The following is a 26,100-nucleotide window of genomic DNA, read 5'->3' on the forward strand; positions in this document are numbered from 1 at the left end:
GTTTCCTCCCTGATTCAATCCATTTATTCCGATCGCGCCATTCAACTTGTCGAATACAAAAAAACCGCCAAGCCTGTGAGTCTTCACGAAGAAGAATTCAAGTCTCGCGGTTAGTCCAAAGCAGGTGCGCTGCCCGGTGCCAATCCTGATAGGAGGTTCAAAAAGTCAGCTTTTGATCACGATGCATTTCGAGAAGCATATTCGGCGTCGAATCTTGGATTCAGCCGGGCCTTCCGGTACTCACGTAGGTTTTGCCTACGCTCCGTTCCTCAGTCCCTAGCTTCTTCCAGTCTTCTCGGTGCTGAAAACCTGACTTTTTGAACTTTATTTCACTGATAGGAGTTCAAAAAGCCAGCTTTTGATCACGAAGCGACGCAAGGAGCGGATTCGACATCGAATCTTGGATTCAGCCGGGCCTTCCGGTACTTACGTAGGTTTTGCCTACGCTCCGTTCCTCAGTCCCTAGCTTCTTCCAGTCTTCTCGGTGCTGAAAACCTGACTTTTTGAACTTTATTTCACATTATGATAAGCCGAACTTGGCTTGCAAGTCGGTGTCGAAGACGAAGTCGACATTCCGAAGTCTTTGTCCACGTGGATGTCGAGATAAAGATCGCTTTCACCAAATTGCTGAATTCGGCTTCGTATCGATTTATGACTGTCCCTCGAATTCCCATGTCCGGTTGCAGGTGCGCTGCTCCGTAACAAGAGGCAATGATAATTCCATCTTAACAATAAAACGCATACATCTGCAATCGTTAGTTTGAAATGGTTTTTCTTTTACAGTTGATATTCAGCATGAGATGATGGCGTATTTTCTTCATCCGATGACCTTCACCGTTACCGTGAACGCCAGTAGTGGTATCATCTCTATCGTATTTACGAAGTTTATTTTGAGTTTATATAGAGAGAATATGATGGTATGCGTAGCAAACGAGATTCATTCGAGCAGATGAGTCTACAACAAAAGGAGGATAAAATGAAAGCCCTATTACGTCCATTAACAGATTGGGTGTCCACAAAGCGCGGCATGTGGATAACCCTAAGCGTTTGGCTGGTTGTCATGATTGGTTTAAGTGCTGGACCCAAATTAAGCGACTACAAGGTGACGAACTTCCAGTCTTTGCCGAAAGATGCGCAATCGATCATTGCGAATGAAAAGCTTGAGCAATATTTCCCTAATGATCAAGGAACACCGGGGATTCTCGTATTTCATAATGAGAACGGCGAAGTAAATCTCGAAGATGTAAACAAGATTATGAATGCGATAATATCCGCGAATATAGAGGGCGTAGACGCAATCGTTGACATTTCCACATTGCCAGCGCCGGCATTGGAAGGATTTAAATCAAAAGATCGATCAACCTTGATTATTCCGTTGACTTTGGACCCCGATGCCGACAATCGTCAGATTGGCGAGACCATCGATAAAGTTGCGGAAGCCGGAAATCATATCGCCGAAGGCTTGGCGGACACTACATTCCGCATAACGGGACCTGCGGGCATCGCGGGGGATACGTTGAAACTGTTTGAACGCGCGGACTTTGTATTGCTTTTGGCTACGATCGGCATTATCCTGTTGCTGCTGATCTCGATTTACCGTTCACCATTATTAGCGCTCATTCCATTGCTGGCTACTGCGATTGTATACCAGGTCGTCAATCAAGTCGTTGGCTTGATGGGAGCCGGTGGACTAGAGATCAATAACTCGACATCTTCGATCATGAGCATTTTGCTGTTCGCGGCGGTTATCGATTATTCGTTATTCGTATTCTCGCGCTTCCGCGAAGAGTTGAATCATTACGAAAGCAAGTACGATGCCATGAAGCACGCAATGCGGGCAACAGGTGAGCCGGTATGGCTTGCGGGCGGCACCGTATTCGCAGCGATGCTTGTGTTATTCTTCGCAGACTTCCGAGACTACCAGAACTTCGCGCCTTTTTTCGGGATGACGATGCTGATTATTATGCTGGCGTCGATTACGCTATTGCCCGCGTTATTCACATTGTTTGGGCGAAAAGCGTTCTGGCCTGGGGTGCCTAAGTACGGCACTTCTGCTGAAGTGAAGCATTCCTTCTGGGGGCCTTTGGCCAAGTTCGTTGTCAATAAGCCAGGGGTTGCAGGTGGAATAGTAGCCATCTTGATGATTGCGGCGGCGCTTAATGTACTTAACACGAATTATGAGTTCGATACCGTGAAATCGTTCCCGAAAGATTTGCCTTCACGCGAAGGATATGAAATTGTGGAAAGCAAGTATGATAAAGGGGAGTTAGCGCCGACCTCGTTACTGGTTACAAGCAAAGAAGCGTTAACGGAACAACAGATCGACAGTCTCCGCGGTACACTGCAGAACAATGATGATATTGCATCTGTTCGATTAGTTGATGTAGCGGAGGATTCTAAAGCGTTAAAGTTAAGCGTGACGCTTGATTTTAACCCTTATTCCGTCGATGCGATCAACATGCTCAATGAGCTGCGCAACAATAGCGATAGCTTGCTTGCGGCGGCAAGTATTTCGGGAGAAATCCATTTTGGCGGGATAACGCCGAAGCTGGTGGATGAACGTGATATAAACAACCGTGATATAAAGGTGATCGTTCTCCTCGAAACGCTGCTTATCCTTGTGCTGCTGCTCGTAATGACGAAATCGATTAAAATGTCATCCTACATGATGGCGACGATCCTGGTATCCTTCTTGGCGGCATTGGGACTCGGGATATTCCTGATTGACGTGTTGTTCGGCTATGAAGCAGTAAGTACTCGTGTGCCGGTCTATGCGTTTATTTTCTTAGTCGCGCTTGGAATTGACTATAATATTATACTGGTGTCACGCTTCTTAGAGGAACGTAAGACTCGCAAGGTGAAGGAAGCGCTTGAAATTGCGATTCGCAATACGGGCGGCGTTATTTCATCGGCCGGCTTGATATTGGCGGCAACGTTCGCAGCTTTAATGACGATGCCGATTGCCGATCTGTTCATCTTTGGTTTCATTGTCGCGATCGGTATTCTGATGGATACTTTCTTGGTTCGAGGAATGTTACTGCCTGCTCTAATCTTGTTCTTCGAGAAGGATAAAAGGAAGTCAGCTGTCTCAGAGTCTTACGGACTCTAAAGGTCGTATTCCATGATTGGGGGGGATTAAGCTGAAAATCATGGTGGTTGATGATGATAAGAACATCGTACAGCTTGTAAGCATCCATCTGGCACGCGAAGGGTATCGGGTGTTGAATGCTTACGACGCAGCAGAAGCCCTGGATATGTTGGAGAAGGAAGTGCCCGATTTAGCCATCGTTGATGTGATGATGCCGGGGATGGATGGTATTGAATTAACAAGGATTTTAAGCCAAGATTACGGCATTCCTGTTCTGCTCTTAACTGCTAAGGGCGAGCTGGAAGACAAAACAAAAGGATTTCTCGCGGGATCAGAGGATTACGTGGTGAAACCGTTCGAACCGAAAGAATTATTATTTCGAATCGCTGTCATCTTACGGCGATTCGATAAGGAATATCAATCGATCATACAAGTCGGCAACGTGACCATCAACCGTAAACTATTTGAAGTTTCGACGGGAGAGCGTTCCGTCGTCATGCCTTTAAAGGAATTTGAATTGCTCGCTTTATTAGCAAGTCGTCCGAATCATGTTGTTGAACGGAGTACGATTATGGGGCAAATCTGGGGGCATGACTATGAAGGCGATGATTATACGTTGAATACGCATATGACACGGGTACGCGAACGCCTAATCCACCTCGGAGCCAATATAGAAATAAGATCGACCCGTGGCGTTGGATACAAGCTAGAGGTTCAGAATTCGTGAAAACACTTTATCGGCAATTTACCGTCACCGCTATTCTCATCATCTTAATCAGCACGGTTGTCGCCTTCTTCTCGGCAAATACGTACTATTATCTGGTTAGCGAAGAGCTGAACGATGAGAAGAATGTCGCGATTGCACAACAATTAACGCATTATATTGAAACGACTGAACATTTAGATTTAGAACATTATTTATCCACGCTTGGTCAGATCGGTTATCAGCTATACGTTGCAGGAGAATCGGGCTATTCTCGATTTTTCGGGAGCGAATTTGCAGTTACGGAATTATCGGAGTCAGCCAAGCTGCTCGTATTTAACGGAAATGTGTATCATGGGATGGAAGAATTCCCTAGCTGGATCTTCATGAAGGGAATGTTTGCGAACGAGCTGGAAAACACAGTTGGACTGCCGTTTAAATACGAGGGTGAAAACTATGGATTATTTCTACGGCCGAATATTGATCTGCTTGTAACAGAGGTACACATCATTTTTGCCGGCATGATTGTATCGATGGCCGTGATTAGTCTTGTGGCGATGCTCGTCGTTGCCAAGCGGCTTATTCGCCCAATTACGCAGCTTACGGAAGCGACAAAGCACATTTCGCAGGAGAAGTACGATCATTTGCTTAAGATTAACCGCAGAGACGAGATTGGGCAGCTTGCCGAGAGCTTTAATGAGATGACGAAGAAGCTGCATGAGAACGATCAGTCGCGCAAAGAATTCATTAGCAATGTGTCGCATGATTTTCAGTCTCCTCTTCTCAACATTCAGGGATATGCGGATTTATTGGGGGCTCAGACGATAACGGAAGAAGAACGATTGGCTTATTCTTCGATCATTCAGACGGAAGCCAAACGACTATCCATTCTCACGAAACAGCTGCTGCTTCTTACTTCGTTAGATCAGGCAACCCGCAGATTAAAGCGTGAATCGTTCTCGTTGGATCAGCAGCTCAGAAGCCTGTCACAGAAATATTTATGGCGAATCGAGGAGAGAGGCATCGAGCTTTATTACAAACTCGTTCCTGTTGTTTTCCATGGGGATAGGAGCTTATTGGAGACAGTCTGGGATAACTTGTTTACCAATGCATTGAAATACAATAAACCGAACGGTTCCATTCGAATCGAGCTTGAAGACGGTGATTCTTATGTAACCATTCAATTCAAGGATACTGGGATCGGTATTAAAGAAGACGAGCTTCCGCACGTGTTTGATCGTTTCTATAGGGCGGAACCTTCTAGAACGAAAGAAGGTACAGGGCTTGGTTTAACGATCGTCAAACAAATCGTTGAATTGCATGACGGGAGCATTGATGTATCAAGCGAGCTTGGCGAGGGAACGTGCGTGAGGATTACATTACCTAAAGAATGAAATTAATAAAGGAGCGGAATAATATGGTTAATTATAGTAAATGGTTGATTCGTATTTCAGCAATCTATTCATTGATCGGTGCGATGCTCGGATCGGATTTGGCGGGTAGAAAAGATTATACAATGGTTCCGGGTCATGCCCATATTCTAGTTGTCGGCTGGTTAACCCTCTTCGCGTACGGTATTTTTTATTATGTATTTAAAGAGATCAGCATGAAGAGAACGGCTAAGCTGCACGCTTGGACCAGTCTAATCGGCGGCGGACTTATGCCGCTTAGTATGCTGATTTACTATAAGAATGAGAACACGCTCACAACGATTACGTTTATTTCGACCGCATCGGTTTTGCTCTTGGCCATCATTCTCTTCACCATCCTGTTGTTTTTCGATAAAAAAATATTTATTCGAAACTAGATCGATGCGAGAAATAAAGTAGAATAGAATTCATTACTTGAAATCAGGGCGCTCGAGATCGAGGCGCCCTGACTTTATTTTAATTTATGATGAGCCGAACTTGGCTTGCAAGTCGGTGTCGAAGACGAAGATCGACATTCCGAAGTCTTTGTCCACGTCGATGTCGAGATACAGATCCAGAAACTTCGCGCCGAGCAGGCGCTCCATGTCCACCGGGGGATACTTGCGGTAAATTTCCTTCACCCACAGCGTGCGCGCGTCGCGAACCATGTTCTTGCCTTCGCTGGCGGACGCCATGAATTTCTCGACGGGAGACAGATTGCCTTCCATCTCGCAGATCGCCCAGTTTTTGCAGAACGTCGTAATGATTCGGCTCGGGCCTTTGCCCATATGTTGCTTGCGGTAGGCCTTTACCAAATTGCTGAATTCGGCCTCGTATCGATTCATGGCTGTCCCTCGAATCCTCATGTCCGGTTGCAGGTGCGCTGCTCCGTAACAAGAGGCAATGATAGAACCATCTTAACAATAAAACGCATACATCGGCAATCGTTACTTCAAAAAAAGCTTAGTCTTTCTTTAGTAGACCGGTGCGAGAAGTGGATTATAATAGAGTTCATTAGCGTTAGTATCGTGTTGGCAAGAGCATCCAGAAGGGACGTGCACGACTTGTTCTTCGTCGATTTGAAATACGAGAAGCAACTGATGTTCACCAAGAGGATCGACTATGATGTCGAACACGAGCTACATATGCACGATTGGCTGGAGATTAACGTCCTGTTGGAAAATAGGGCGCGTTTCCGTTTGCTGAACCGCGACGTTACCGGCGAAGCGGGAGACGTGTTCGTGTTCCGGCCGTACGAACCGCATTACAATCTCGTCCAGGAACCGGGAAAGCCGATCGTCTGGATTCTGGTGCTGTTCTCGCCGTCTATCGTGAAATGGATTCCTCACGGTCATAAATTGCTGTATCCGTTCTATACCGACACGGTATCTCCCCATATTGAGAAGTCGAGCCCTTATGCGTCCGCTATTCATCGGGCGGCGATCGAGGCGTATGAGGAAGAACAGCGGAAGGCTCCCGGTTGGGAGACGCAGCAGTTCATGCATTTTATCGATATTCTTATCCAGATCTATCGCTATACGTTAGATCGGCAAGCCGAGATGGGCAACACGGCCGTCGATTCCGAAATGATTGCCGTATTGGAGCATTTGCTGCAGCATATGACCGAGGAGATGGACATCCAAGTGCTCATCCGCTTGTACGGCAAAGGCAAAACACGGTTTTATAACGATTTTAGAAGCTTGATGGGAGTGTCCCCTAATCGATTCATTCATCGATTGCGCGTTCAAATCGCCATGCATCTGCTCGATACGACGGACAAGCCGATTACGTCGATCGGGTTCGAATGCGGGTACAATTCGATTCATTATTTCAACAAGGTTTTCAAAGAGCACCGGGGAATTTCCCCAAGCCAGTACCGCAGCCGCAAGGAAAGCGGGATGTTATAAGCATATTTAGGAACATTCCGCTGTGAACAAAATCACAACTTTAGCCGCGACTTTGGTTAAGTATGCGACGATTTTTTCCCCTATGCTTATAGTGATTCGTGGAAGCGCATACACAATAAGCTGCCGATAGGGGGGAGAACGGTGTTCGGTCATTGGAATCGATTGTCGCGCTCGTTCTTTGGGCGATTGCAGTGGAAGCTGTTCGTCTTTTTCTTGATTTTGACCGTTATTCCGGCCATCGTAATCGGATACGTCTTATACAATAACGCCTACAAAGCGATCGAAGAGAAAACCGGCTTGTATTCCGAGCAGATCATGGTTCAGTCGGCCGGACGGCTGGATGCGCTGCTCACCGGCATCGAAGACATCAGCCTGCAAATCGTATCCTGATCGACATTCAGCAATCGATCGGGGAAATCGCCTTGGAGGATAACGAGACTGTCCGGGCGCAAGCGGCGGATAAGCTTAAGAAGAAGCTAGGACAAATTCTCAGCTCCAAGAGAGAGATCGTCGGAGCGCAAATTCTGATGGCCGAGCAGGAATACGCGGTTACTTCGGGGGAAACGATGGTGCCCGAAGATTATAAATTATCCAACGAGTATACGCAGGCGATGAGCCGGCCGGAGCCGGTATATTGGCGGGGAACGATACAGAATCAAAGTCCGTCGATGCTGTACGAGTATTTAACGACGCTCACGCGCAAAATCTACGATCCTTCCAGCGGGAAGGTCATGGGAACTTTAGTGCTAGGCACGAAAGAATTCGCGCTCGCCGACACGTTCTCTTATATCGATCTGGGCCCTAACGGGTTCGTGTTCATCATGGACAAAGAAGGAAAGGTCGTCTCCCATCTCAGCAAGAAGAAGCTGACCAAACCCGCGGAATATTCTTTCGTTCCGCAGATCGTCGATTCCCGGGAGGGGGACACGCGCATGTTCTCCTCGGACCTGGACGGACAGAAGTTCATGGTTACCTATGCCAAATCCACGGCGACAGGGTGGTATGTCGTCAGCGCGATTCCTTATTCGTATCTGATGGAACGGATCGTCTCCGTCGGGAAATTCTCGATCCAGCTGGACTTCGTTCTGCTCGTGCTGGCGATTCTCATTTCCCTATCGATCTCGATAAGCATCTCAAGGCCGGTACAGAGGCTCGCGGCGGCCATGCGCAAAGTCGAGGGAGGCGATCTCAAAGTATTCGTCAACCTGAACAGCAACAACGAGATCGGCGTTCTCGGCAGCAGCTTCAACCGGATGCTCAAACGGATCAATCAACTCATCGACCGGGTATACGAAGCGGAAATTTTGCAGAAGGACGCCGAAATCAAAGCCTTGCAATCGCAGATCAACCCGCACTTTCTATATAACACTTTATCGGTCATCGACAGCATCGCCACCGTGAAGCAGGAGAAGGAAATCAGCTCGATCACCCAAATGCTGGCCGATATTTTCCGCTATAGCACGAACGGCAACGACGTCGCCACGATCGACGAAGAGGTAGGCCAATTGCAGCGTTACCTGCACATTCAGAAGACGAGATACGGCGAAGATCTTCGATGGCAATTCATCATCGATCCGAACGTACGGGATTGCCAGATCGTGAAGCTGCTGCTTCAGCCTCTCGTCGAAAACTCCGTTATTCACGGAATACGGAAGGCCGGGACGATTAAAATCATGATTTTGCCGGACGGAGGCCATCTTTCGATTGCCGTGCAGGACAACGGAGCGGGGATGAAAGAGGAGGAATTGACCTCGTTGATCGAGCGATTGGAGACGTCGTCCAACCGACTGCAGAGCAAGACGGGCGGCGGATCGCATATCGGTCTTGCGAACGTATGCCACCGGATCAAGAGCTTCTACGGGGAAGCTTACGGGTTGACCATCGTCAGCTCCGAAGGCCTAGGGACAAAGGTGACGATAACGATTCCCATCGTTCGCGAAGCCGCCCACAACGACAATATCGCTTAAGATTTCGACAGAGAAAGGGGTTCATTAGCCATGTTACTAAACGTTATGATCGTCGATGACGAAGCGCATATCCGAAACGGCATCAAAATGAAAGTCGATTGGGAATCTCTCGGCATGCAAGTTGCCGCGGAAGCGTGCGACGGAACGGAGGCCATGGAACACATCGCCGGCGGAACGATCGATCTCGTCATTACGGACATCACGATGCCGGTCATGGACGGGCTTACCCTGATCCGTCAGTCGGCGGAAGTAAGCCCATCCGTTAAATTCATCGTCATCAGCGGGTATAGCGAGTTCGAATACGCGCGGGCCGCGATGAAATACGGAATATCGGAATACTTGCTCAAGCCTCTTAAGGAGACGGAGATGAAGTCGTCCCTGTTGGCCGTCAAAGCCGAGATTCTAACTTCCGAAAGCGCATGGATGAAGGAGCGGGAAAGCCGGGAGAAGCTTAGGCTGAAAGAGGAATCCCTGCTGCACTGGCTGGCGGACAAAAACTCCAAGCAGGTGCCGGCCGACGTTGGGCAAGAATGGGAGAAGGAGCTTGCCGCCGGCCGCTTCCTGATCGGCGTTCTCAAGACCGAGCTGTTGTTGGATTCGACCGCCGACGATCCTAACCGCATACGCAATCTCGTCCTCTATAACGAGCTGGAGACGGCTTGCCGAGAATACATGGCGAATCTGGGGGAAGGTTGCGTTATCAAGAACATCAGACCCGACCATGAGTTCATCCTGCTGCTTCATCCGGAGCCCGGGAGCGGCAAAGATAAAATCGTTCGTTTGCTCGTTCCGTTCGTGGAAAGCATGGAGAAGCGGTTCGGAATCCGCGTAACCGTCGGAATCGGCGGCGCTTATGATCAAGCGAATGCGATTAAAGCTTCTTACCGCGAGGCGCTATTCGCCGTAAAGGAGAGGCTTCTTCTCGGAACGGGCAAGGTGATCGATTACTCGCAAGCGTCCAATAAGACCGACAAACCGAATTTCTCGGCGGATATGAAGCTGCTTACGCGTTTTCTGAAAGAAAAGAAGTGGGACAAGGTCAAGGAACATATCGATTACTTGTTCAAGCACGCGGTTCGGAAGAAACTGATCTCCAATCATACCCAAGCGCACGAGCTGTTCTTCGAGGCGTACTTCGTCATCAAGCAATTCGCGCAGGAAGAAGCTGCGGTCAATCCGGACGCCGCGGTGGCGGGTTCGGTGGCCGACATTACGGAAATCGTAACCGGATTCAGCTATCTGGACCAGATGGTCGACTGGCTATATCAGTATCTCGAGAACGCCTGCCAACACTTGATCGGAGGACAAGACGCGACGGGCAAGGAAATCGTATATCGGGTTAAGGCGTACATCAAGGAATTTTGCAGCTCGGAGCTGACCCTGAACATGGTGTCGGAGAAGTATCATATCAATCCGATCTATTTCAGCAGAATATTCAAAACGTACACGGGCGAAAGCTTCAACAGCTATATGACGAGAATCAGAATGGAAGAAGCGAAACATCTTTTGGAGACGACTTCCTTAAGACAACAGGAAATTTCCGAGATCGTAGGGTACGAGGACCCGAAGTATTTCAGCAAGGTGTTCAAGAAGTTTTTCGGCATTAGCCCGAGCCAGTATAGCGAGAACCGGCAACAGGACCTCTCGTCGATCAACGGGTAGTCCGCCCGAAAGGTATAATTTTTGCACTCGTTTAGTTGATTCTGTGAGTCTGCGGGAGCAGCCATCCATGATAACCTAAGTCTCAGACAGACACCCATACCCGCAAAAGCAATCACAAAAATCGGGATGCTGTGGAGAGTGGAATCATGGATTTTCCATTTCAAAGGGAGGCTTTTCAATGAAAAGAAGTTTGTCCATCGTACTCTGCATCATGCTTGCTTCGGTTCTGGTCTTGGCCGCCTGCGGCAAGAACGAGAGCAAACCGTCCGAATCGGCGGCGACTAGCGGCGCAAGCGCCTCGCAAGGAGAATCCAAAGAAATCAAACCGATCGTCGTCGGAGTGAGCAACGGTTACATCGGCAACGGCTGGAGAACGCAAATGACGGAAGCGATCGAACAGCTCGCGGAAGATTACAAACAAAAAGGTTGGATCGAGAAGATTATCGTACAGCACGCGGGCGTAGACGTGAACAACCAAATCGCGCAAATTCGCAACATGATCAACGCCAAAGTCGATTTGCTGCTCATTGACCCCAATTCTGAAACCGCTCTCAATCCGGTAATCGAAGAAGCGGTCAAGAAAGGAATCACCGTTATTACCTTCGATCAGCCGGTTACGACGCCGAAATCGATCAACGTCGTTATCGACCAGCAGGAGTTCGGAAGAAACCTTGCCGAGTGGTTCGTGAACGAGCTGGACGGCAAAGGCGATATCGTCATCGTCAGCGGATTGGCGGGAAGCTCCGCCAACGTTAACCGTTTGATCGGAATGAAGGAAGTGCTCGCGAAACATCCGGATATTAAAGTTTTGACGGAAGTGAACGGCAACTGGGATGAAGCGAACGCGCAGCAAGTGACTTCGAACCTGATCGCTTCGTATCCTAAGATCGACGGCGTACTCACGCAGGATGGCATGGCGCTTGGCGTAGTTAACGCATTCCAAGCCGCGAATAAGAAGCTCCCGGTTATTACGGGCGAGAATAACGTTGCCTTCCTTAAGAAGTGGAAGGAATTGAAAGACAGCGAGGGCTTCAGCACTTACGGCCAGAACAATCCTCCGGGAATCGGCGCGACGGCGCTCGGAATCGGCGTAAGAATGCTCCAGGGCAAGAAAAGCAATTTGCCTATGAAAGACAACACTTTCTACTACCCGATCAGCACGCACATCAAGAACGACACTCTAGAAGCCGAATTGAACAAGGTTGCGGACAAGCCTGATACGTTCACGCTTGACGAGTGGCTGTCCGAGGAGCAACTGAACGCGTTTTTCGAATAACGCCATAACGGCCGTAAGTGCAACAATCGATACGACGAGAGAGGGAGTACCGAGGTATTCCCTCTTTCGATAAGAGGAGACTGGCCATGCAATTACTCGAAGCGAAATCGTTGCGTAAATCCTATGGCGGAGTCATGGCACTTCGCGACGGCAATCTAATCTGCAAGCAAGGAAAAGTATGCGGGCTGCTCGGGGCTAACGGTTCGGGGAAGTCGACGTTCTCGAAAATGATATCGGGCGTCGTGAAGCCGGACGGAGGAGAAATCTGGTTCGACGGCGAGCGGCTTAACGTCGCGAATCCGCAGGAAGCCAAAAAGCACGGAATCATCATGGTTCACCAGCATCTCAGTCTCGTTCCCGAGTTGACCATCTGGGAGAATATGACGCTTGGCTCCGAGCCGGAAAGCTCGATAGGTTTCATGAACGATCGGCAATCGAAGGAGCTCGCCGCGACTTATTTGTCCAAATTCGCCCCGGAACTGTCGATCGACGAGAAGGTGAAAGACTTATCGCTCGCGCAAAAACAGTTCGTGGAAATCGCCAAAGCCATTTCCCATAAGCCTAAGCTGCTTATTCTTGACGAACCTACCGCTCCGCTCGAGACGTCCGAGGTAGAGAAGCTCTTCGCCGTCATGCGCGAATTGAAGGCGCACAACACGTCGATTATTTTTATCTCCCATCGATTATGGGAAATCAAAACCATTTGCGATTACGTAGTGGTGTTCCGAAACGGGGAAACCGTCGGCGCCATCGATTTCGAGACCGAAGCCAAGGACGAGAATCTGATCGTCTCCATGATATCCGGCAAGGAACATCGGCACGCCAAAGACAATGCTCCAGCCAGCAGCGCCATACAGTCGGAAAAGATGCTCGAAGTCCGGGAGCTCATGCTCCGCAAATCGAAGGATCGGGTGAGCTTTGATATAAAGAAAGGCGAAATCGTCGGCCTTGGAGGACTGCAAGGACAAGGGCAAGAAGAGCTGCTTCTCGTGTTGTCCGGTCTCGTCCAGCCGAAGCAGGGCCAAATTTCGCTGGGCGGGAAGAATCTAAAGCTGAGGCATCCAAAGCATGCGGTGAGGGAAGGCATGGTTCTCGTGCCGGGAGACCGGCATAAGGAAGGGCTGTTCCTGCAGCATGACGTGCTGCTTAACTTGATCTATCCGCAATTCGCGACGAAGAAAACCGGATTCTTCCTTAACATGAAGAAGCTGAAGGCGGAGGCTAATGACGTTATTCGCCAAGTGAACATCGTGCCGAACGATCCCGGCAAAGTCGTGCAGTATTTAAGCGGCGGCAATCAGCAGAAGGTCGTCGTAGGCAAGTGGCTGCCGTTATCCCCTAAGGTGCTGCTGCTCAGCGATCCTGCAAAGGGCGTCGACATCGGAGCCAAGAAGGAATTGTACGATACGGTCAGAAAGTTGGCCGCGCAAGGAACTTCCGTTCTTCTGTACGCAAGCGACCATGAAGAATTAATGGATATTTGCGACCGCGTATTCATCTTGTTCGAGGATCAGATCGTGGATGAATTGATGCCTGCCGATTACAGCGAACAACGTTTCGTGTCGTCATCCCTGCGTTCGGCGAAGGCCGCGGTAAATTAGTTTATCTCTATTTTGGGGTGAGTCGAATTGAATGGACAAAATCGCTTGCATAAGCTCCAGCATCATAGCTTGTTCCCGATCGTTATTATTTTCTTGATCGTCGTCGCCGTCAATGCCTACTTGCAGCCGGGATTTTTCACCTTCGACGTCTTCCAGTCCAACTTGGCCAGCTTTACTCCGCTCGTGCTCGCAAGCATGGCGCAAGCGGTCGTCATTCTCGTGGGAGGAATAGATCTGTCCCTCGGCATGGCGATTACGTTGTCGACGGTCATTATGGCCGCGACCATGAACGATTCGCCTTCCAGCGTCATCTTGGGAATCGGTCTCTCTCTCGTCGCGACGTTCGCGGTCGGGGCGTTGAACGGGATTACGGTCGGCTACTTGAAGCTGCCGGCGATTATCTCGACGTTCGCCGTGTCCGCCATCTGCTACGGAGCGGCGCTTCTGATTATGCCTCAGCCCGGCGGGTATATTCCTTCCTTCTTCTACGAGACGTATCAGACGAACATCGCTTCCTTCTTGCCGATGTCCTTAGTCATTATCATTATCGGACTCGTCATCTGGGGATTCATTCAGAGGCGGAAAATCTATCGTTATATTTATGCCGTAGGTGGCAGCGAGCAGGCGGCCTACGCTAATGGGATCAACACGAAGAAGGTCAAACTGTACGCTTTCCTGATCAGCAGCGTTTTCATCGTGTTGACGGCATTGGTCGTCGTTTCCCAGACCGCGACGGGGGATGCGAACATGGGCCGGGCGTATACGCTCAACTCGATCGCCGCGGTCGTTATCGGAGGAATCAGCCTTCAGGGCGGCAAAGGCAACTTGATCGGCGCGGTTCTGGGCGCATTGATTCTCGGATTCATTTCCAATATTATTTTCTTCGCGAATCTGTCCTCCTTCTACCAGGATTTGATTAAAGGCTTGATTATTATATTCGCGCTGACGCTGTCCATTCTTCCGACGCTTCGGAAGAAGGCGCTTGCCTAATCGGGAGGTCGACAACAAGCATGAGCCAATTGCAAACAAGCGAGGCGCGGAATTCGGGCTTGACGCTGCAGAAAGTCAAGAGCCATGGCAGCTTTAAGGTACTCGTCGCCTACGTGCTCGCCGTATTGATTTTCATTGCGGGTCAGATCATTTCCCCCGGCTTCGGGGAATTCTCCAATATTATGAACGTGCTGAACATATCCGCGTTGCTGGGGTTCATCGCCTTGGCGCAGATGCTCGTCGTCTTGTCCGGCGGCGAAGGCATCGATCTGTCCGTAGGGGCGATGGCTTCTCTCGGCGCCGTGATGTCTTCGCAAATCATCGGCGGTCTGGACGGGAATTTGCCTCTTGCGGTATTCGTCGTATTGGCCGTCGGATTCTTGATCGGCTGCGTCAGCGGGATTGGCATTTCCTATTTCAAAGTACCGCCGCTCGTCATGACGCTGGCGATGGCAAGCGTTATTCAAGGCGCGGGACTCGTCTATACGAACGGTCAGCCGAAAGGCATGGCTTCTCCGTTGCTTAAAGAACTCGGGACGGGCAGGACGGCGGGAATTCCCAATCTCGTCTTCGTATGGATCGTGCTAGCCGCTATCGTCGCGCTGTTTCTCACCCGCACGAAATGGGGCAAACTGCTGTACGGATTAGGAACCAATAGGCTAACGACGGAATTGTCCGGCGTGAGGACAAGGGTCGTTCGCACGGTCGTGTACGGCGCAAGCGGCGCGATATCGGCGATCAGCGGCATGATGCTTCTTAGCTATACGGGAACGGCGTTCCTGGATATCGGCGCGACTTATATGCTGCCTACGATCATTGCGGTCGTCATCGGAGGCATCGCGTTAACGGGAGGATTAGGAACCTATAACGGTACCGTTGCGGGCGCGATTCTATTGACCTCCCTGAGCAGCATCCTCATTACGCTGAACATTAGCGAAGGCGGGCGGCAGATCGTCTATGGTATCATATTGTTGCTCTTGCTCGTTGCTTATGGCAGGCAAAAAACAACGTGACGAAGCGAAGACGAAAGGTTGAAGCGCGATGAGTCGATATGCAGCGAACCGAATTATTAAAGACGGAATGGCCGTTATTGAGCTAACGGATGCCGGAAGCGATTCCGTAGCGGAGATCGTTCCCGAGGTCGGAAACAATCTCTATCGTTTCGAGAGCGGCGGGCGGCAAGTTCTCGTGCCGCCTGCGAGCGTAAGCTCGTTCAAGGACGTCGAGTTGGCGGATTTTCAATACGGTACGCCGATTTTGTTTCCTCCTAATCGGGTGAAGGACGGACGAATGAGTTATAAAGGAAGGGAATATCATCTTCCGCTGAACGAACCGCCTCATTTTCATTTGCACGGGGAGATTTGCTCCAAGGCATGGGAAGTCGTCGAGACGGGGGCTTCGGAAGAGCGCGGCGCTTACGCGATCAGCCGATTCCGCTATGCCGCGCATCCTGCAATCATGGCTTATTTTCCTCATCCTCTTACTTTTACCGTTACCGTCTCGCTCCGAGAAGGGCGGCTTGAGATGAACGGGACGATCGCGAACGAGGGACAAGACGAAGCGCCGTTAGCTTTCGGGCTCCATCCGTATTTCGCTATTCCCTTTGGCAATGGAGAAGAGATCAGGCTGCAAGTTCCCGCGACGGCGGAGTGGCCGGTCACGAACCTGGCACTGGTTGCGGGCAAGCCGGAGGTTACGGCTTACAGCCGCAGCTTAAGCGAAGGCGTCTCTATCGCCGACTATCCGCAGCTTGGCTGCAATCTCTTGACCTTGGCTGGCGGAGATAGCACTTGCCGCATGGAGATGAAAGATAGAGGTTATACGATTGCCTATCGATTCGGACCGGAGTTCCCTTACGTGCTGCTTTTCCGCCCCGATTGGTCATCGGCCTACTCGCTTGAGCCATACACTTACGTGACCGATGCTTTTAATCTCCCATACGAACACGAATGGACTGGCGCTCGGGGGATTGCAGCCGGAGAGACGTTCCGCTTTAGCACGAGCATGTGGGTGGAGTAGGCTGGGATTAGGCGCATGCGCGAAACCGAATTATAAATGGAAAGAGGCTGAGCGGCGATTTATCGCTGTTCAGCCTCTTTTGTGCTTTTGTTAGGGCTAGAAGATTCTTTCGGAAGCCATCGCATCCGCTTTTGTTACATGCACTGTGCCATGGGGGTGATGAGGTGGTGCATAGATCACGTATACTTTGAGCGGTCTATTCCCCGTATTGGTTACATTATGCCATTTTCCGGCGGGTATCATAATCGCATAGTCATCATATGCCATTGCTTGAAAATCTAAATGATCTTTGCTATCACCCATTTGAACAAGCCCCTGACCTTCTTCGATTCGAATAAATTGGTCTGTCGTCGGATGGACTTCCAATCCGATGTCTTCGCCGACGTTAATGCTCATCAAAGTCACTTGAAAATGTTTTCCCGTCCATAAAGCGGTGCGGTAATTGTTGTTGAGCTTAGCTGCTTGGTTAATATTCACTACGAACGGTTTTGGACCATAATCCTGCAAAATCAAGTTTCTATAATAAGAGTTCTGATTGTAAAAGCTCCAATAATGAGCATTCCAATTATAACCATGATAATTATTAATTGAATAACGCCTCCATTCAGGTAATGTCGCCTTATCCTATGCAGATGCCTAGATAAAGGAAAGCATTATGCTCAAGAATGGGCTTGAGCCCGCATTATAATAAATCCTTGTTTTCCGGGGAATACATAATTCGATTACCTACTATGGCGTAGTTTGGGGGCAATAAGCTTCATGAAATTCATAAATCTCACTTGCGAACTTGTTGTGGGATTTTCCATGCTTTTCATAGTCGTTAAGATTGTAGGAAGAAAGATCATCACTCAAGTAACGCCATTCACGTTTATAACCGCCATTGTAATGGGAGAGATCCTTGGGAACGCGCTTTATGACCCCGAGATCGGGATTGGCGAGATTATCTTTGCCATTTGCCTATGGGGATTATTACTGCTTGTTGTCGAATACATAGGACAGAAATCATTGAGGTTTCGAGGTTTCGTTGAAGGGAAACCGGCCGCGCTCATTAAAAACGGAGTCATAGACCGAGAAGAACTGAAAAAGAATCGGATGAACCTAAATCAGTTACAAAGCTTGCTTCGGCAAAGCGAAACTTTTTCGATTCGGGAAGTTGCCTACTGCTATCTGGAACCGAACGGATCGATCAGCATTCTCAAAAAGGCGAAGTATCAAAAAACAACATTGGAGGATTTCAAAATGCCGGGTAAGCCGGTTCATGTTCCCGTTACCCTCATTCGAGACGGAAAAGTATTGTGGGATGAGGTCAAGGATCTGGGGTTCGACGAATCGTGGTTAAAGAAGAAACTGCTATCCCAACATGTTTCGGATTACAAAGACGTTTTAATAGCCGAATGGTTGGTTGGGGACGGAATTTTCGTGCAAACCTATGCAAAGGCGTAGTTGGATTGGATGGATGAACGATTGGGAAGGCCGAGGAGCGATTTATCGCTGCCCGGCCTTTTTTTTATTTGGGCTCGGATCCTCCCGGCCATCTTCCTAGACCGGCTTCCCTCGCAAGCAGAATGGCTTGGGCTCGATCGACAACCTGCAGTTTATTCAAGATGTTCGATACGTGATTCCGAATCGTCTTTAAGCTGAGTTGGAACGATAGGGCAAGATCGGCCATCGTCTTCCCCTTGGCCAACTGCTCTAGGATTTCCGTCTCTCTGAAGGTCAATCCCGGGAATATCTCTTTTTGCGGCGGATTCTGAATCGTATTGAAATAAAACATCATCTTGCTGGCGATTCCCGGGCTGAAGATGGCTTCCCCGTCCGCGACGGCGACAAGAGCACGGATAATCTCTTTGGGTTTGGCTCCTTTGAGCAGATAGCCGCGAGCGCCTGCCCGGATCGCCGAAAAGACGGAATTATCGTCGTCGAACATGGTCAGGATCAGAATTCGGATGTGCGGGCTCGTCATGATGATTTGTTGGGTGGCCTCGATCCCGTTGACGCCGGACATGCTGATGTCCATCAAGATCAGATCCGGCTGCAACGATTCGGCCAAACGCACGGCTTCGTCTCCTGATTCCGCTTCCCCCACGATCTCCAATTCCTCGTATCCCTGAAGCACGGCGATGATTCCTTCCCGGAAAAGGGGGTGGTCATCCGCTATCAATATTTTCATTTTCTCCAATGATGGAACCTCCTTAGCTCGATTGGGATGGAGAGAACAGCGGAATTTCGATTTCGATCCGAGTGCCCGGGTCTGCCGAATCCCGAATCGTAAACCATCCGTTTAACTCCTCCGCCCGTTCCCGCATGGAGCGAATGCCGACTCCTTTCTTGGAATCATTGGACATGCCGACCCCATCGTCCGTAATTTGGATTCGAAGCGTTTCTTCGACTGTCAGTTGGATATGGCACGCGGTGCCATTCGAATGCTTCAATGAGTTCGTTATCGCCTCCTGAACGATTCGGTAGACAGCTACTTCTACCGCCGCCATAAGCGGAGGCAGAGACTCGGGCGCTTGAAGGATAACGCGAAAATGGGCTTGTTGCGATTGACCCGCCAGATCGCGAAGAGAGAAGAGCAAGCCGAATTCATCCAGCGAAGGCGGCCGCAAAGCGTAAACGAGCCGGCGAATGTCCGTGATAGCGCCGTCTAGTTGATGTTGCACATTGGCGAGCATCGATTGAACCTTTGGCGACTGACCGTCGTACTGATCGAGCGCGGTCGCCAGCTTCATGCTGATGCTGGCCAGGTTGGATCCGAGTCCGTCATGCAGATCCCGTCGCAGCCGGCGTCTCTCCTCCTCCCTCGCGCTGACGAGTTGTTCCCTCGAACGCTGCAGTTCGTTCGACAATAGAGCCGTCCGGGTAGCGATCGCCACTTGCCGGATTAAATCGTCAAACAAGTACCGTTTGCTTGGAGGCATGATGTTATGAATAGCCGACGAGCCAAGAATCAAAGTTCCGACGGGCTCGTTTTGAATAGACAACGGGATCTCCAAACATCCGGGAACCGGCACTCCGTAGGAGGCAAGCAGGCCCGAGCTATCGCGACAATCCTTGATCGCGGCGTAAGGCAATCTTAAGGCTTGTGCTAAAAATTCCAATACGAGCGGCAAGACGGTTCGATTGGAAACGACCGCCTCCAACTGCTGAATCAAATTCGAGACGACCCGATAGGGTTCTTCGCGCATGCCGTAAATGAGCCGATCGACGGCGTCCTGAACTTTATCCCGGAGCGGTTGCAGCACGATCGCGATTAATCCTACGATTAGCAAGGAGATCAACCAATTGTCGTTCGTTTGGAAAATAGCTCCGATCATGCCCATCGCGAGCGCAAAGACGGATACGACAGTGAAGCTAAGCACGGCATAGACGATGGATCTGTTGAAGACGGTCGTCATTTTTCGGCTTCTCTGCTCGATGACGGTAAGCGCCACCGAGAAGGGAATCGACAATAAGCCGATATTCATGACGCCCCATAGGATAATTTTGAAAACCGGGTTGTTTCCGACGGCTACCATGAACACCGATCCGGACAAATACAACGCGATGCTCGCGACGAACCATTTCGTTCGTTGACGCTGTTCCGCCGAGAATGTCCGTTTATATCTATACACCTGGGAATAGACGATCAACGCGAATAGAATCGAGCTTTGAATAACCCGAATCGCGAGCGGCCACGTCGACATATCCAACACCGTCGACGGAGCGAAATAGGGGGATAGCGCGAAGAACAAACCGTAAATAGCGAAGTATTTTGTCCACCGCGGAGTGAAGGCGCCGTCGGGATACAGGAAAAGCAGCAAATAAGATAAGCCGAATAACATGTCCTGGAATTCGAACGCGCGAACCGCGAGCGGCCAGGCTTCCAGGACGGATCCGTCGTTCGTGAACGCGGAGCCCGTCGCCATTAGCAAGATCGAAGTCGTATAACACACAGGATCATTCGACCCGTAACGATAGAGAATCCAGCTTACGGAGAAAAAGCTCGCGAACGATAGAGCGGCGAATCCGCCCATTACTCCGCTATAGAACGAAGTCGGCAACCCGATCAGATTCAATAAGGACATTTGATCGGAAGTCAAATAAAAAATATTGGAGCACCAATTCTCGTCCGTGCAGGGGGTTTGATGAAGCGAATAGCCCTTCCATAACGAAAGCGCGAAAATAACCAACGAGAGAAGGGCGAACAAAGGCCATATCGTATGCCGAAAAAGAACGATCGCCCATAATCTTCTTCCGCGTAATCTATTTTTCACGGGCCTAGTACCTTACCCCTCTCTCGAATAAATGCCATCTTTCTCCACTATAACCGCCATTCCTAGAACAGGAAAGGGAACAATTCCCGACCCGTTCGGGAATTTTCTTCCTGATCGGGACGGGACGATCAATCATGACGGCGGGATAACTTCGTTGTTACATTGTTCATGCCGCCATTGAACTTGAAGGACGGCGGAACCTAAAACGACGCGAGAAAGCGGAGGATGAACATGACAATTGAAAAAGCGGTTAGATGGTTTGCGTTTGTCGCCATGATCGGAGGTGTTAGCCGAATCGGGATGACTCCCTCCTCCTATATATGGGGCGGGGATAGCGATCAGGAATTAATTTGCGCGTTCATCGCGAACATTTTGATGGTTTTCGGAACATTCGGTCTCTATTTGGCGCAGGTGAAGGAAGCGGGGAAATTCGGATTTATAGCCTTCGCCGTTTTGGAACTCGGACTCATCCTGGTCACTTGTACGGTTTGGTCGTCAATGTTGCACGTGTCGCCGTGGGAGTGGGGAATCGTCAAAGGTTTTGAAATTACGTCCGGCATGCTAGGGCTTTTACTCTTTCCGATCGCCAGTCTCAAAGCCCGCGTCCTGCCGAAATGGCCGTGCATTACTCTTATAGCCATGTTGTTCATAGGCGTAATTCCCATGTTCGAGAAAATCGTCGCTTTACTTTGGGGAGTTGCATATATCGGCATGGGATACGCGGTTTGGTCCTCTAAAAAAGACGCGGCATAAAACCTGCTTGGCAAATTGATAAGGGAGCTATCGGAATGGATCCGTCAGCTCCCTATATTTCTGTTTCAGCCAATCTTCTTGGTTTGGCTTATGGATCGTAAGATAAGAGATGGGGCTGCTGCCGAGACAGTACAGGGAACTTGCCGTTAGCTCCAACGGAGATCAGATGTCGTCTTTTCGATAGCGCATGCAATAAACAGGCATATCGTTCAAGTTCGTTTCTCCGCTTAAGGCAAACTCAAACCTTCGATATAAACTTACGTTTTCTAAATTTTCCGTATCCAGCGCGACTCCTAGCGAGTTCTCGTCCGCGTTTACCGCATTTAACAGATGGTTCAGCAGCGCTTTGCCGACTCCCTTACCCCGAGCCTCCGGTATAACGCCGATCATTATGAGATAATGATGCGCCCATCGGGGGGCGGCTGATCTTGTTACTCGCATATAGTCGTTAAGGAAGCGCGACGTTTGTCGGGACAGTTGAAAGAGCAATGGCAGCAGCCTCCCGATCAGCAACACCCCTCCGCGTATCCTCTGAATCATGTTTGCGTGCGGCTTTTCAACGACATAGGCCCCTAGCAAATCCCCATCTTCGTAACAGGAACAACGGGTCCCGGGAAAAGGCCCGGCTCATGAGCGTAATGAATCGGGCTTTGTCCGATTTTGCCAGCGTGGCTATTCTTGGCGGAGCAATCATGCTCCTTCACCGATGTTGCGATCGGCATGACCGTAATGATCGACGGCGAAGCTGAACAATACTTTCAACATGAACAATATACTGACGATCAGCATATAGGGCGTGATTTCCGGCAATAGGGGGAGACAACCAAGACCGACAGACAAGAGTATTCCCGCAACGAACTTTTGGGATGGCTTGCCGATAAGGGCATTTACGACAAAGGCTCCGAGAATCGTATAAGCCCATACCGCTAGCGAATGCCAAATATCGATTTGGAGCAGAAGCGCGACCAATACGATATGGAAATGGATAGCAATGAATACGATTCGATTCGTTTTTCTCGCCGCGTAGAAGTTGCTCGTTGAAGAAGTAAAGTTCGCTACGCAGCCGGAGAAAATATCGAAGATCAATAATAAGGCCAGCGCGCTGCGCCACGCCGGCAACCGGTCCGTCATTTCGGGGAATATCCAATACAACGCCGCAGTCAGCGTTCCGCCGAAAAGCAGGATCGACAGAATGGACCCGAGAGACTGTTTTTCGCCAAACACATCATGCAAAAAAGAAGGAATTCGCATTTGATTCATTTCATTCAGCTCCCACCATTTAATAGTTTTGTACTATATATACTAAAACACTCTAAAATTATTATAACTATGAAAATGAAATCAATCAATGTTTTGTACTCGTTTGATTGAAATACTCCACAACTTTAGCTACACTACAGTTGAGGTGAAGTTGATGGACGGCTTCGAACGGCGGAAACAGAAAAAGATGGATCAAATCTACGGCGTGTCGATCGAGTTATTTTTCAAATTCGGCTTTCAGAAGGTCAGCGTGAACGAGATCGCGCATAAAGCGAAAGTTTCCCCTGCTACCATATATAACTACTTCGGTACCAAAGAGCAGCTGTATACCGATACGCTTATGTACTGGATGGACAAGCAGTTGGAGCAATATGAGAACATTCTGGAATCCGGGCTGTCTTTTCCCGAGAAAACGAAGGAAATCATGGTGCTGGAAGCAAAAAACATAAAAGTTTTGGCGGATGAATTTCCGAAAGTCCCCTCTTCGGAGCTGAACGGACTCATGCAGACGATGGAAAGCTACGGCGAGCGGAAGATCGCGCCTTTTTTCGGGAAGTTTGTCGCGCTTGGCATACAAGAGGGGTATATTCGCAAAGATCTATCGGAAGTGATGGCGATGCGTTATTTCACGATGTTCAAAAATGAACTGGGCCGTTACTGGGAAGCACCGAATCAGGAACGGAACGCTCGAAGCATGGATCAATTGTTGGAGCTGTTCTTCTATGGGCTAGCGGGAGAGGGAAGGGAAATGCCGTAACGTCTCTAAGGTGCGTATCGGAGCGAGTTAGTCGACTAAACCGACTAATAGGGGGAAGTCCCGCCGCCATTCGGCAGCGAAGGACTTCTTTTTATTTGACGATCTTTACCGCAGCATGACGGAACCGCCGCCGACCATCAGCGTCAGCCCCGTCACCGTTGGACTTTCATAGTGTATAACCATTCAAGCTTCTCCATATCGGAGAGGCTTTTTTTCATGGGCAGGATCTACGCTTCACTAAAAGTAAGCGCTTCAACTGGTATAAAAAACACTCCTAAGAAGTTGATTTTATGAGTCGGATTAAGGGGCGAGGAATTTTATGATTAATGCATAACAATGGCTTGGCTGAAGAGGAGGAACATCGATTGAGCGCAATTGACTTGAACTTGAACATCGAACCGGAGATGCCTAAACGCAAAGATTACCGGATCGGCTGCATCGGTTCCGGATTCATCATGCGGGATTGCCATCTCGTAGCGTACCGGGATGCGGGATTCAACCCGGTCGCCATCGCTTCGCGAACTTACGAGAACGCGAAAGCGGTTGCAGAGCTCCGAAATATTCCTAAAGTACACGAGACGTGGCAACAGCTGGTCCAAGATCCCGAGATCGAGATTCTCGACATCGCGGTTCCCCCGGACAGACAGCTAGAAGTCGTGAAGCTGGCCGTCAAGCAGCCGCATATCAAAGGGATTCTGTGCCAGAAGCCGCTCGCCATGAACTCTCGGGAAGCGCGCGAGATCGTCGAACTGTGCGAAGGCGCGGGCATTAAAATCGGCGTAAACTCGAACATGCGCTACGACCAATCGATCCGGGCGCTCAAAACGGTGCTCGAACGGGGGTATCTCGGAGAACCCGTGCTGGCGACGATCGAAATGCGGGCGATCCCGCATTGGCAGGATTTCCTTCATCAATACGAGAGAATCGAGATCCTCAACATGGGCATTCATCACATCGACGCGTTCCGTTACCTGTTCGGCGATCCGGAGAAAGTCACGGCAGTGGCGCGCAGGGATCCGAGAACGACGTTTAAGCACATCGACGGAATTTCGCAATATACGTTTCAATACGCCAACGAGCTTATGGCTTCGAGTCTGGACGACGTTTGGGCTTGGCCCGGCGAAGGAGCCGAGAAGGATATCTATATCAAATGGAGAGTCGTCGGGTTGGACGGTATGGCTCAAGGAACGATCGGGTGGCCGCATCCCGAAAGAACGCCGAGCACTCTGGAGTTTACGACGAAACAGTCGCCTAACCAATGGTACCGCCCGACTTGGGACGGCGTGTGGTTCCCGGACGCTTTCCAAGGAACGATGGCCCAGTTGCTTCGCGCGGTGGAGACGGACGACGAGCCGGAAATCGGCGGCAGGGATAACCTGAACACGATGGCCGCCGTTGATGCTTGTTACAAATCGATCGCCGAGGGCCGCACCGTAGCTTTCTCCGAAGTCACAAACTTAAACCTATAAACCAAACCATTTTAAGGGAGGAACTTGCACATGATCTCAGTAGGTATTTTTACCGGTTATTATCCTTATTCTTTGGCAGAAGTCATTTCCAAAATTAAGAGAGACGGATTCAACAGCGTTCAATTGGACCTTTCGTTCAAAGACATGGACGTGAACGAGCATAACCTGACTCGGGAGAAAGCGCACATCATTCGCGATGCATTCCGGGACGCGAATCTGCCGATTGTCGGAATCTCCGGTTATACGAATATTATTCATCCCAATTCGAAGATACGCGAGCAGAACATTAGCGGACTTAAAAATCTGCTAAGATTCGCGCGGGATCTCGGAACCCCTTATGTCATCAGTGAAACGGGAACTTACAACGTCGAGAGCGACTGGGTATGGGATCCGAAGAACGGAACGGAAGAAGCCTATGAGGAAGTGTGCAAGACGATCGAAGATCTCGCGAAATTCGCATACGATCATGGTTCGGTCTTCCTGGTAGAGAATTACATCCAGAACGTCATCGGCTCCGTCGAACAGTTGACTCGCTTATTCCATGACGTAAACCATCCGGGGCTTGGATTGCTGATGGATCCAACCAACTATTTCACGGGCGACAACATTAATCATGTCGACGATCAGATTAACCACATTTTCAATACATTGGGCGATAAAATTAAAATCGCTCATGCGAAGGATTGCAAGCCGGCAGAAGATACCTCAGAGAAGCATGCGGATATCGATGCCGGCGAATCGCATACGTTCCGCGGCGCGGGAGCAGTCGAACTTCCGGCCCCAGGTCTTGGAATCCTGAACTACGATCTGTATTTGCAAAGGCTCGGCAAGCTGCATCCGAACATCCCGATCATTATCGAGCATCTGGACGAGGAAGATATTCCGCGCGCGAAGAAGTTCCTGGACGGGAAGTTGAAAAAAAACGGAGTGTAATCGAATTACAGCAGGGATTATGTAAAGTTCGTCAACAGGTAAGCGCGATC

At 49.7% G+C, this 26,100-nt stretch carries 24 protein-coding genes; 18 read left to right on the forward strand and 6 right to left on the reverse strand.

Translation table 11 applies throughout. From position 1 onward, the window contains the following. Positions 1-976 precede the first annotated feature (976 nt). The 4 genes from FPL14_RS20690 to FPL14_RS20705 are packed head-to-tail and all read left to right on the forward strand — an operon-like array spanning position 977 to position 5,598. Entirely contained in the window at positions 977-3,109 is a 2,133-nt protein-coding gene (locus FPL14_RS20690) for an MMPL family transporter (RefSeq protein ID WP_182299538.1), read from the forward strand. A 31-nt stretch (positions 3,110-3,140) separates the two neighbouring features. Then, positions 3,141-3,815, forward strand: coding sequence for a response regulator transcription factor (locus tag FPL14_RS20695; RefSeq protein ID WP_182304088.1), 675 nt, complete (start codon positions 3,141-3,143; stop codon positions 3,813-3,815). Further along, complete coding sequence (locus FPL14_RS20700) at positions 3,812-5,185, forward strand: sensor histidine kinase (RefSeq protein WP_182299539.1); 1,374 nt, start codon at positions 3,812-3,814, stop codon at positions 5,183-5,185. The genes FPL14_RS20695 and FPL14_RS20700 overlap by 4 nt, the downstream gene beginning before the upstream one ends. A gap of 23 nt (positions 5,186-5,208) precedes the next feature. Then, positions 5,209-5,598 carry a hypothetical protein gene (locus FPL14_RS20705; protein WP_182299540.1) on the forward strand — a complete coding sequence of 130 codons (390 nt, stop codon included), beginning with the start codon at positions 5,209-5,211 and terminating at the stop codon, positions 5,596-5,598. Between the two features lie 84 nt (positions 5,599-5,682). Here FPL14_RS20705 and FPL14_RS20710 read toward each other — a convergent pair whose 3' ends face one another. Then, positions 5,683-6,045 carry a Na-translocating system protein MpsC family protein gene (locus FPL14_RS20710; RefSeq protein WP_182299541.1) on the reverse strand — a complete coding sequence of 121 codons (363 nt, stop codon included), beginning with the start codon at positions 6,043-6,045 and terminating at the stop codon, positions 5,683-5,685. Between the two features lie 183 nt (positions 6,046-6,228). On the opposite strand from FPL14_RS20710, the gene FPL14_RS20715 reads away from it, so the two are divergent. The 9 genes from FPL14_RS20715 to FPL14_RS20755 all read left to right on the forward strand — a co-directional run bounded on the left by FPL14_RS20715 (position 6,229) and on the right by FPL14_RS20755 (position 16,622). Next, positions 6,229-7,107 carry a helix-turn-helix transcriptional regulator gene (locus FPL14_RS20715; protein ID WP_182299542.1) on the forward strand — a complete coding sequence of 293 codons (879 nt, stop codon included), beginning with the start codon at positions 6,229-6,231 and terminating at the stop codon, positions 7,105-7,107. 141 nt (positions 7,108-7,248) lie between these two features. Next, the gene (locus FPL14_RS20720) at positions 7,249-7,497 is read left to right on the forward strand and encodes a hypothetical protein (RefSeq protein ID WP_182299543.1); all 249 of its coding nucleotides are present in this window, start codon (positions 7,249-7,251) and stop codon (positions 7,495-7,497) included. Between the two features lie 32 nt (positions 7,498-7,529). Beyond that, a complete protein-coding gene (locus FPL14_RS20725; protein ID WP_182299544.1) occupies positions 7,530-9,074 on the forward strand; it encodes a cache domain-containing sensor histidine kinase in 1,545 nt (514 codons plus the stop codon). Positions 9,075-9,104: 30 nt separating this feature from the next. Further along, entirely contained in the window at positions 9,105-10,736 is a 1,632-nt protein-coding gene (locus FPL14_RS20730) for a response regulator (protein WP_182299545.1), read from the forward strand. Positions 10,737-10,914: 178 nt separating this feature from the next. Continuing rightward, positions 10,915-12,012, forward strand: coding sequence for an ABC transporter substrate-binding protein (locus FPL14_RS20735; RefSeq protein ID WP_182299546.1), 1,098 nt, complete (start codon positions 10,915-10,917; stop codon positions 12,010-12,012). Between the two features lie 86 nt (positions 12,013-12,098). Next, complete coding sequence (locus FPL14_RS20740) at positions 12,099-13,613, forward strand: sugar ABC transporter ATP-binding protein (RefSeq protein ID WP_182299547.1); 1,515 nt, start codon at positions 12,099-12,101, stop codon at positions 13,611-13,613. A gap of 27 nt (positions 13,614-13,640) precedes the next feature. Further along, positions 13,641-14,603 (forward strand): ABC transporter permease, encoded by a 963-nt coding sequence (locus FPL14_RS20745; RefSeq protein ID WP_182299548.1) that lies wholly within the window; start codon positions 13,641-13,643, stop codon positions 14,601-14,603. A gap of 20 nt (positions 14,604-14,623) precedes the next feature. Then, positions 14,624-15,616 carry an ABC transporter permease gene (locus FPL14_RS20750; RefSeq protein ID WP_182299549.1) on the forward strand — a complete coding sequence of 331 codons (993 nt, stop codon included), beginning with the start codon at positions 14,624-14,626 and terminating at the stop codon, positions 15,614-15,616. A 28-nt stretch (positions 15,617-15,644) separates the two neighbouring features. Continuing rightward, positions 15,645-16,622 carry an aldose 1-epimerase gene (locus FPL14_RS20755; protein ID WP_182299550.1) on the forward strand — a complete coding sequence of 326 codons (978 nt, stop codon included), beginning with the start codon at positions 15,645-15,647 and terminating at the stop codon, positions 16,620-16,622. A gap of 96 nt (positions 16,623-16,718) precedes the next feature. On the opposite strand, the gene FPL14_RS20760 is transcribed toward FPL14_RS20755, so the two are convergent. Beyond that, positions 16,719-17,210 (reverse strand): cupin domain-containing protein, encoded by a 492-nt coding sequence (locus tag FPL14_RS20760; RefSeq protein ID WP_182304089.1) that lies wholly within the window; start codon positions 17,208-17,210, stop codon positions 16,719-16,721. 171 nt (positions 17,211-17,381) lie between these two features. Between FPL14_RS20760 and FPL14_RS20765 the strand changes: the two genes are divergently transcribed. Beyond that, complete coding sequence (locus tag FPL14_RS20765; protein ID WP_182299551.1) at positions 17,382-18,065, forward strand: DUF421 domain-containing protein; 684 nt, start codon at positions 17,382-17,384, stop codon at positions 18,063-18,065. A gap of 64 nt (positions 18,066-18,129) precedes the next feature. Here the strand turns inward: FPL14_RS20765 and FPL14_RS20770 are convergent, their stop codons facing one another. Further along, a complete protein-coding gene (locus FPL14_RS20770; protein WP_182304090.1) occupies positions 18,130-18,792 on the reverse strand; it encodes a response regulator transcription factor in 663 nt (220 codons plus the stop codon). A gap of 22 nt (positions 18,793-18,814) precedes the next feature. Further along, complete coding sequence (locus tag FPL14_RS20775) at positions 18,815-20,878, reverse strand: sensor histidine kinase (RefSeq protein ID WP_182299552.1); 2,064 nt, start codon at positions 20,876-20,878, stop codon at positions 18,815-18,817. Between the two features lie 231 nt (positions 20,879-21,109). Here FPL14_RS20775 and FPL14_RS20780 point away from each other — a divergent pair, with 231 nt between their 5' ends. Beyond that, entirely contained in the window at positions 21,110-21,631 is a 522-nt protein-coding gene (locus FPL14_RS20780; RefSeq protein WP_182299553.1) for a hypothetical protein, read from the forward strand. Between the two features lie 162 nt (positions 21,632-21,793). On the opposite strand, the gene FPL14_RS20785 is transcribed toward FPL14_RS20780, so the two are convergent. Then, positions 21,794-22,147, reverse strand: coding sequence for a GNAT family N-acetyltransferase (locus FPL14_RS20785; RefSeq protein WP_324617827.1), 354 nt, complete (start codon positions 22,145-22,147; stop codon positions 21,794-21,796). Positions 22,148-22,321: 174 nt separating this feature from the next. Next, a complete protein-coding gene (locus FPL14_RS20790; RefSeq protein ID WP_182299554.1) occupies positions 22,322-22,891 on the reverse strand; it encodes a hypothetical protein in 570 nt (189 codons plus the stop codon). Between the two features lie 154 nt (positions 22,892-23,045). Here FPL14_RS20790 and FPL14_RS20795 point away from each other — a divergent pair, with 154 nt between their 5' ends. The 3 genes from FPL14_RS20795 to FPL14_RS20805 all read left to right on the forward strand — a co-directional run bounded on the left by FPL14_RS20795 (position 23,046) and on the right by FPL14_RS20805 (position 26,050). Continuing rightward, positions 23,046-23,648, forward strand: coding sequence for a TetR/AcrR family transcriptional regulator (locus FPL14_RS20795; RefSeq protein WP_182299555.1), 603 nt, complete (start codon positions 23,046-23,048; stop codon positions 23,646-23,648). A 365-nt stretch (positions 23,649-24,013) separates the two neighbouring features. Then, positions 24,014-25,117: a Gfo/Idh/MocA family protein gene (locus tag FPL14_RS20800; protein ID WP_220471174.1), complete on the forward strand. Its 1,104-nt coding sequence runs from the start codon at positions 24,014-24,016 to the stop codon at positions 25,115-25,117. A gap of 30 nt (positions 25,118-25,147) precedes the next feature. Beyond that, positions 25,148-26,050 (forward strand): sugar phosphate isomerase/epimerase family protein, encoded by a 903-nt coding sequence (locus FPL14_RS20805; protein ID WP_182299557.1) that lies wholly within the window; start codon positions 25,148-25,150, stop codon positions 26,048-26,050. The last annotated feature ends 50 nt before the right edge of the window (positions 26,051-26,100 follow it).

The sequence above is a fragment of the Cohnella cholangitidis genome (assembly GCF_014107495.1).
Classification (GTDB): Bacteria; Bacillota; Bacilli; order Paenibacillales; family Paenibacillaceae; genus Cohnella; species Cohnella cholangitidis.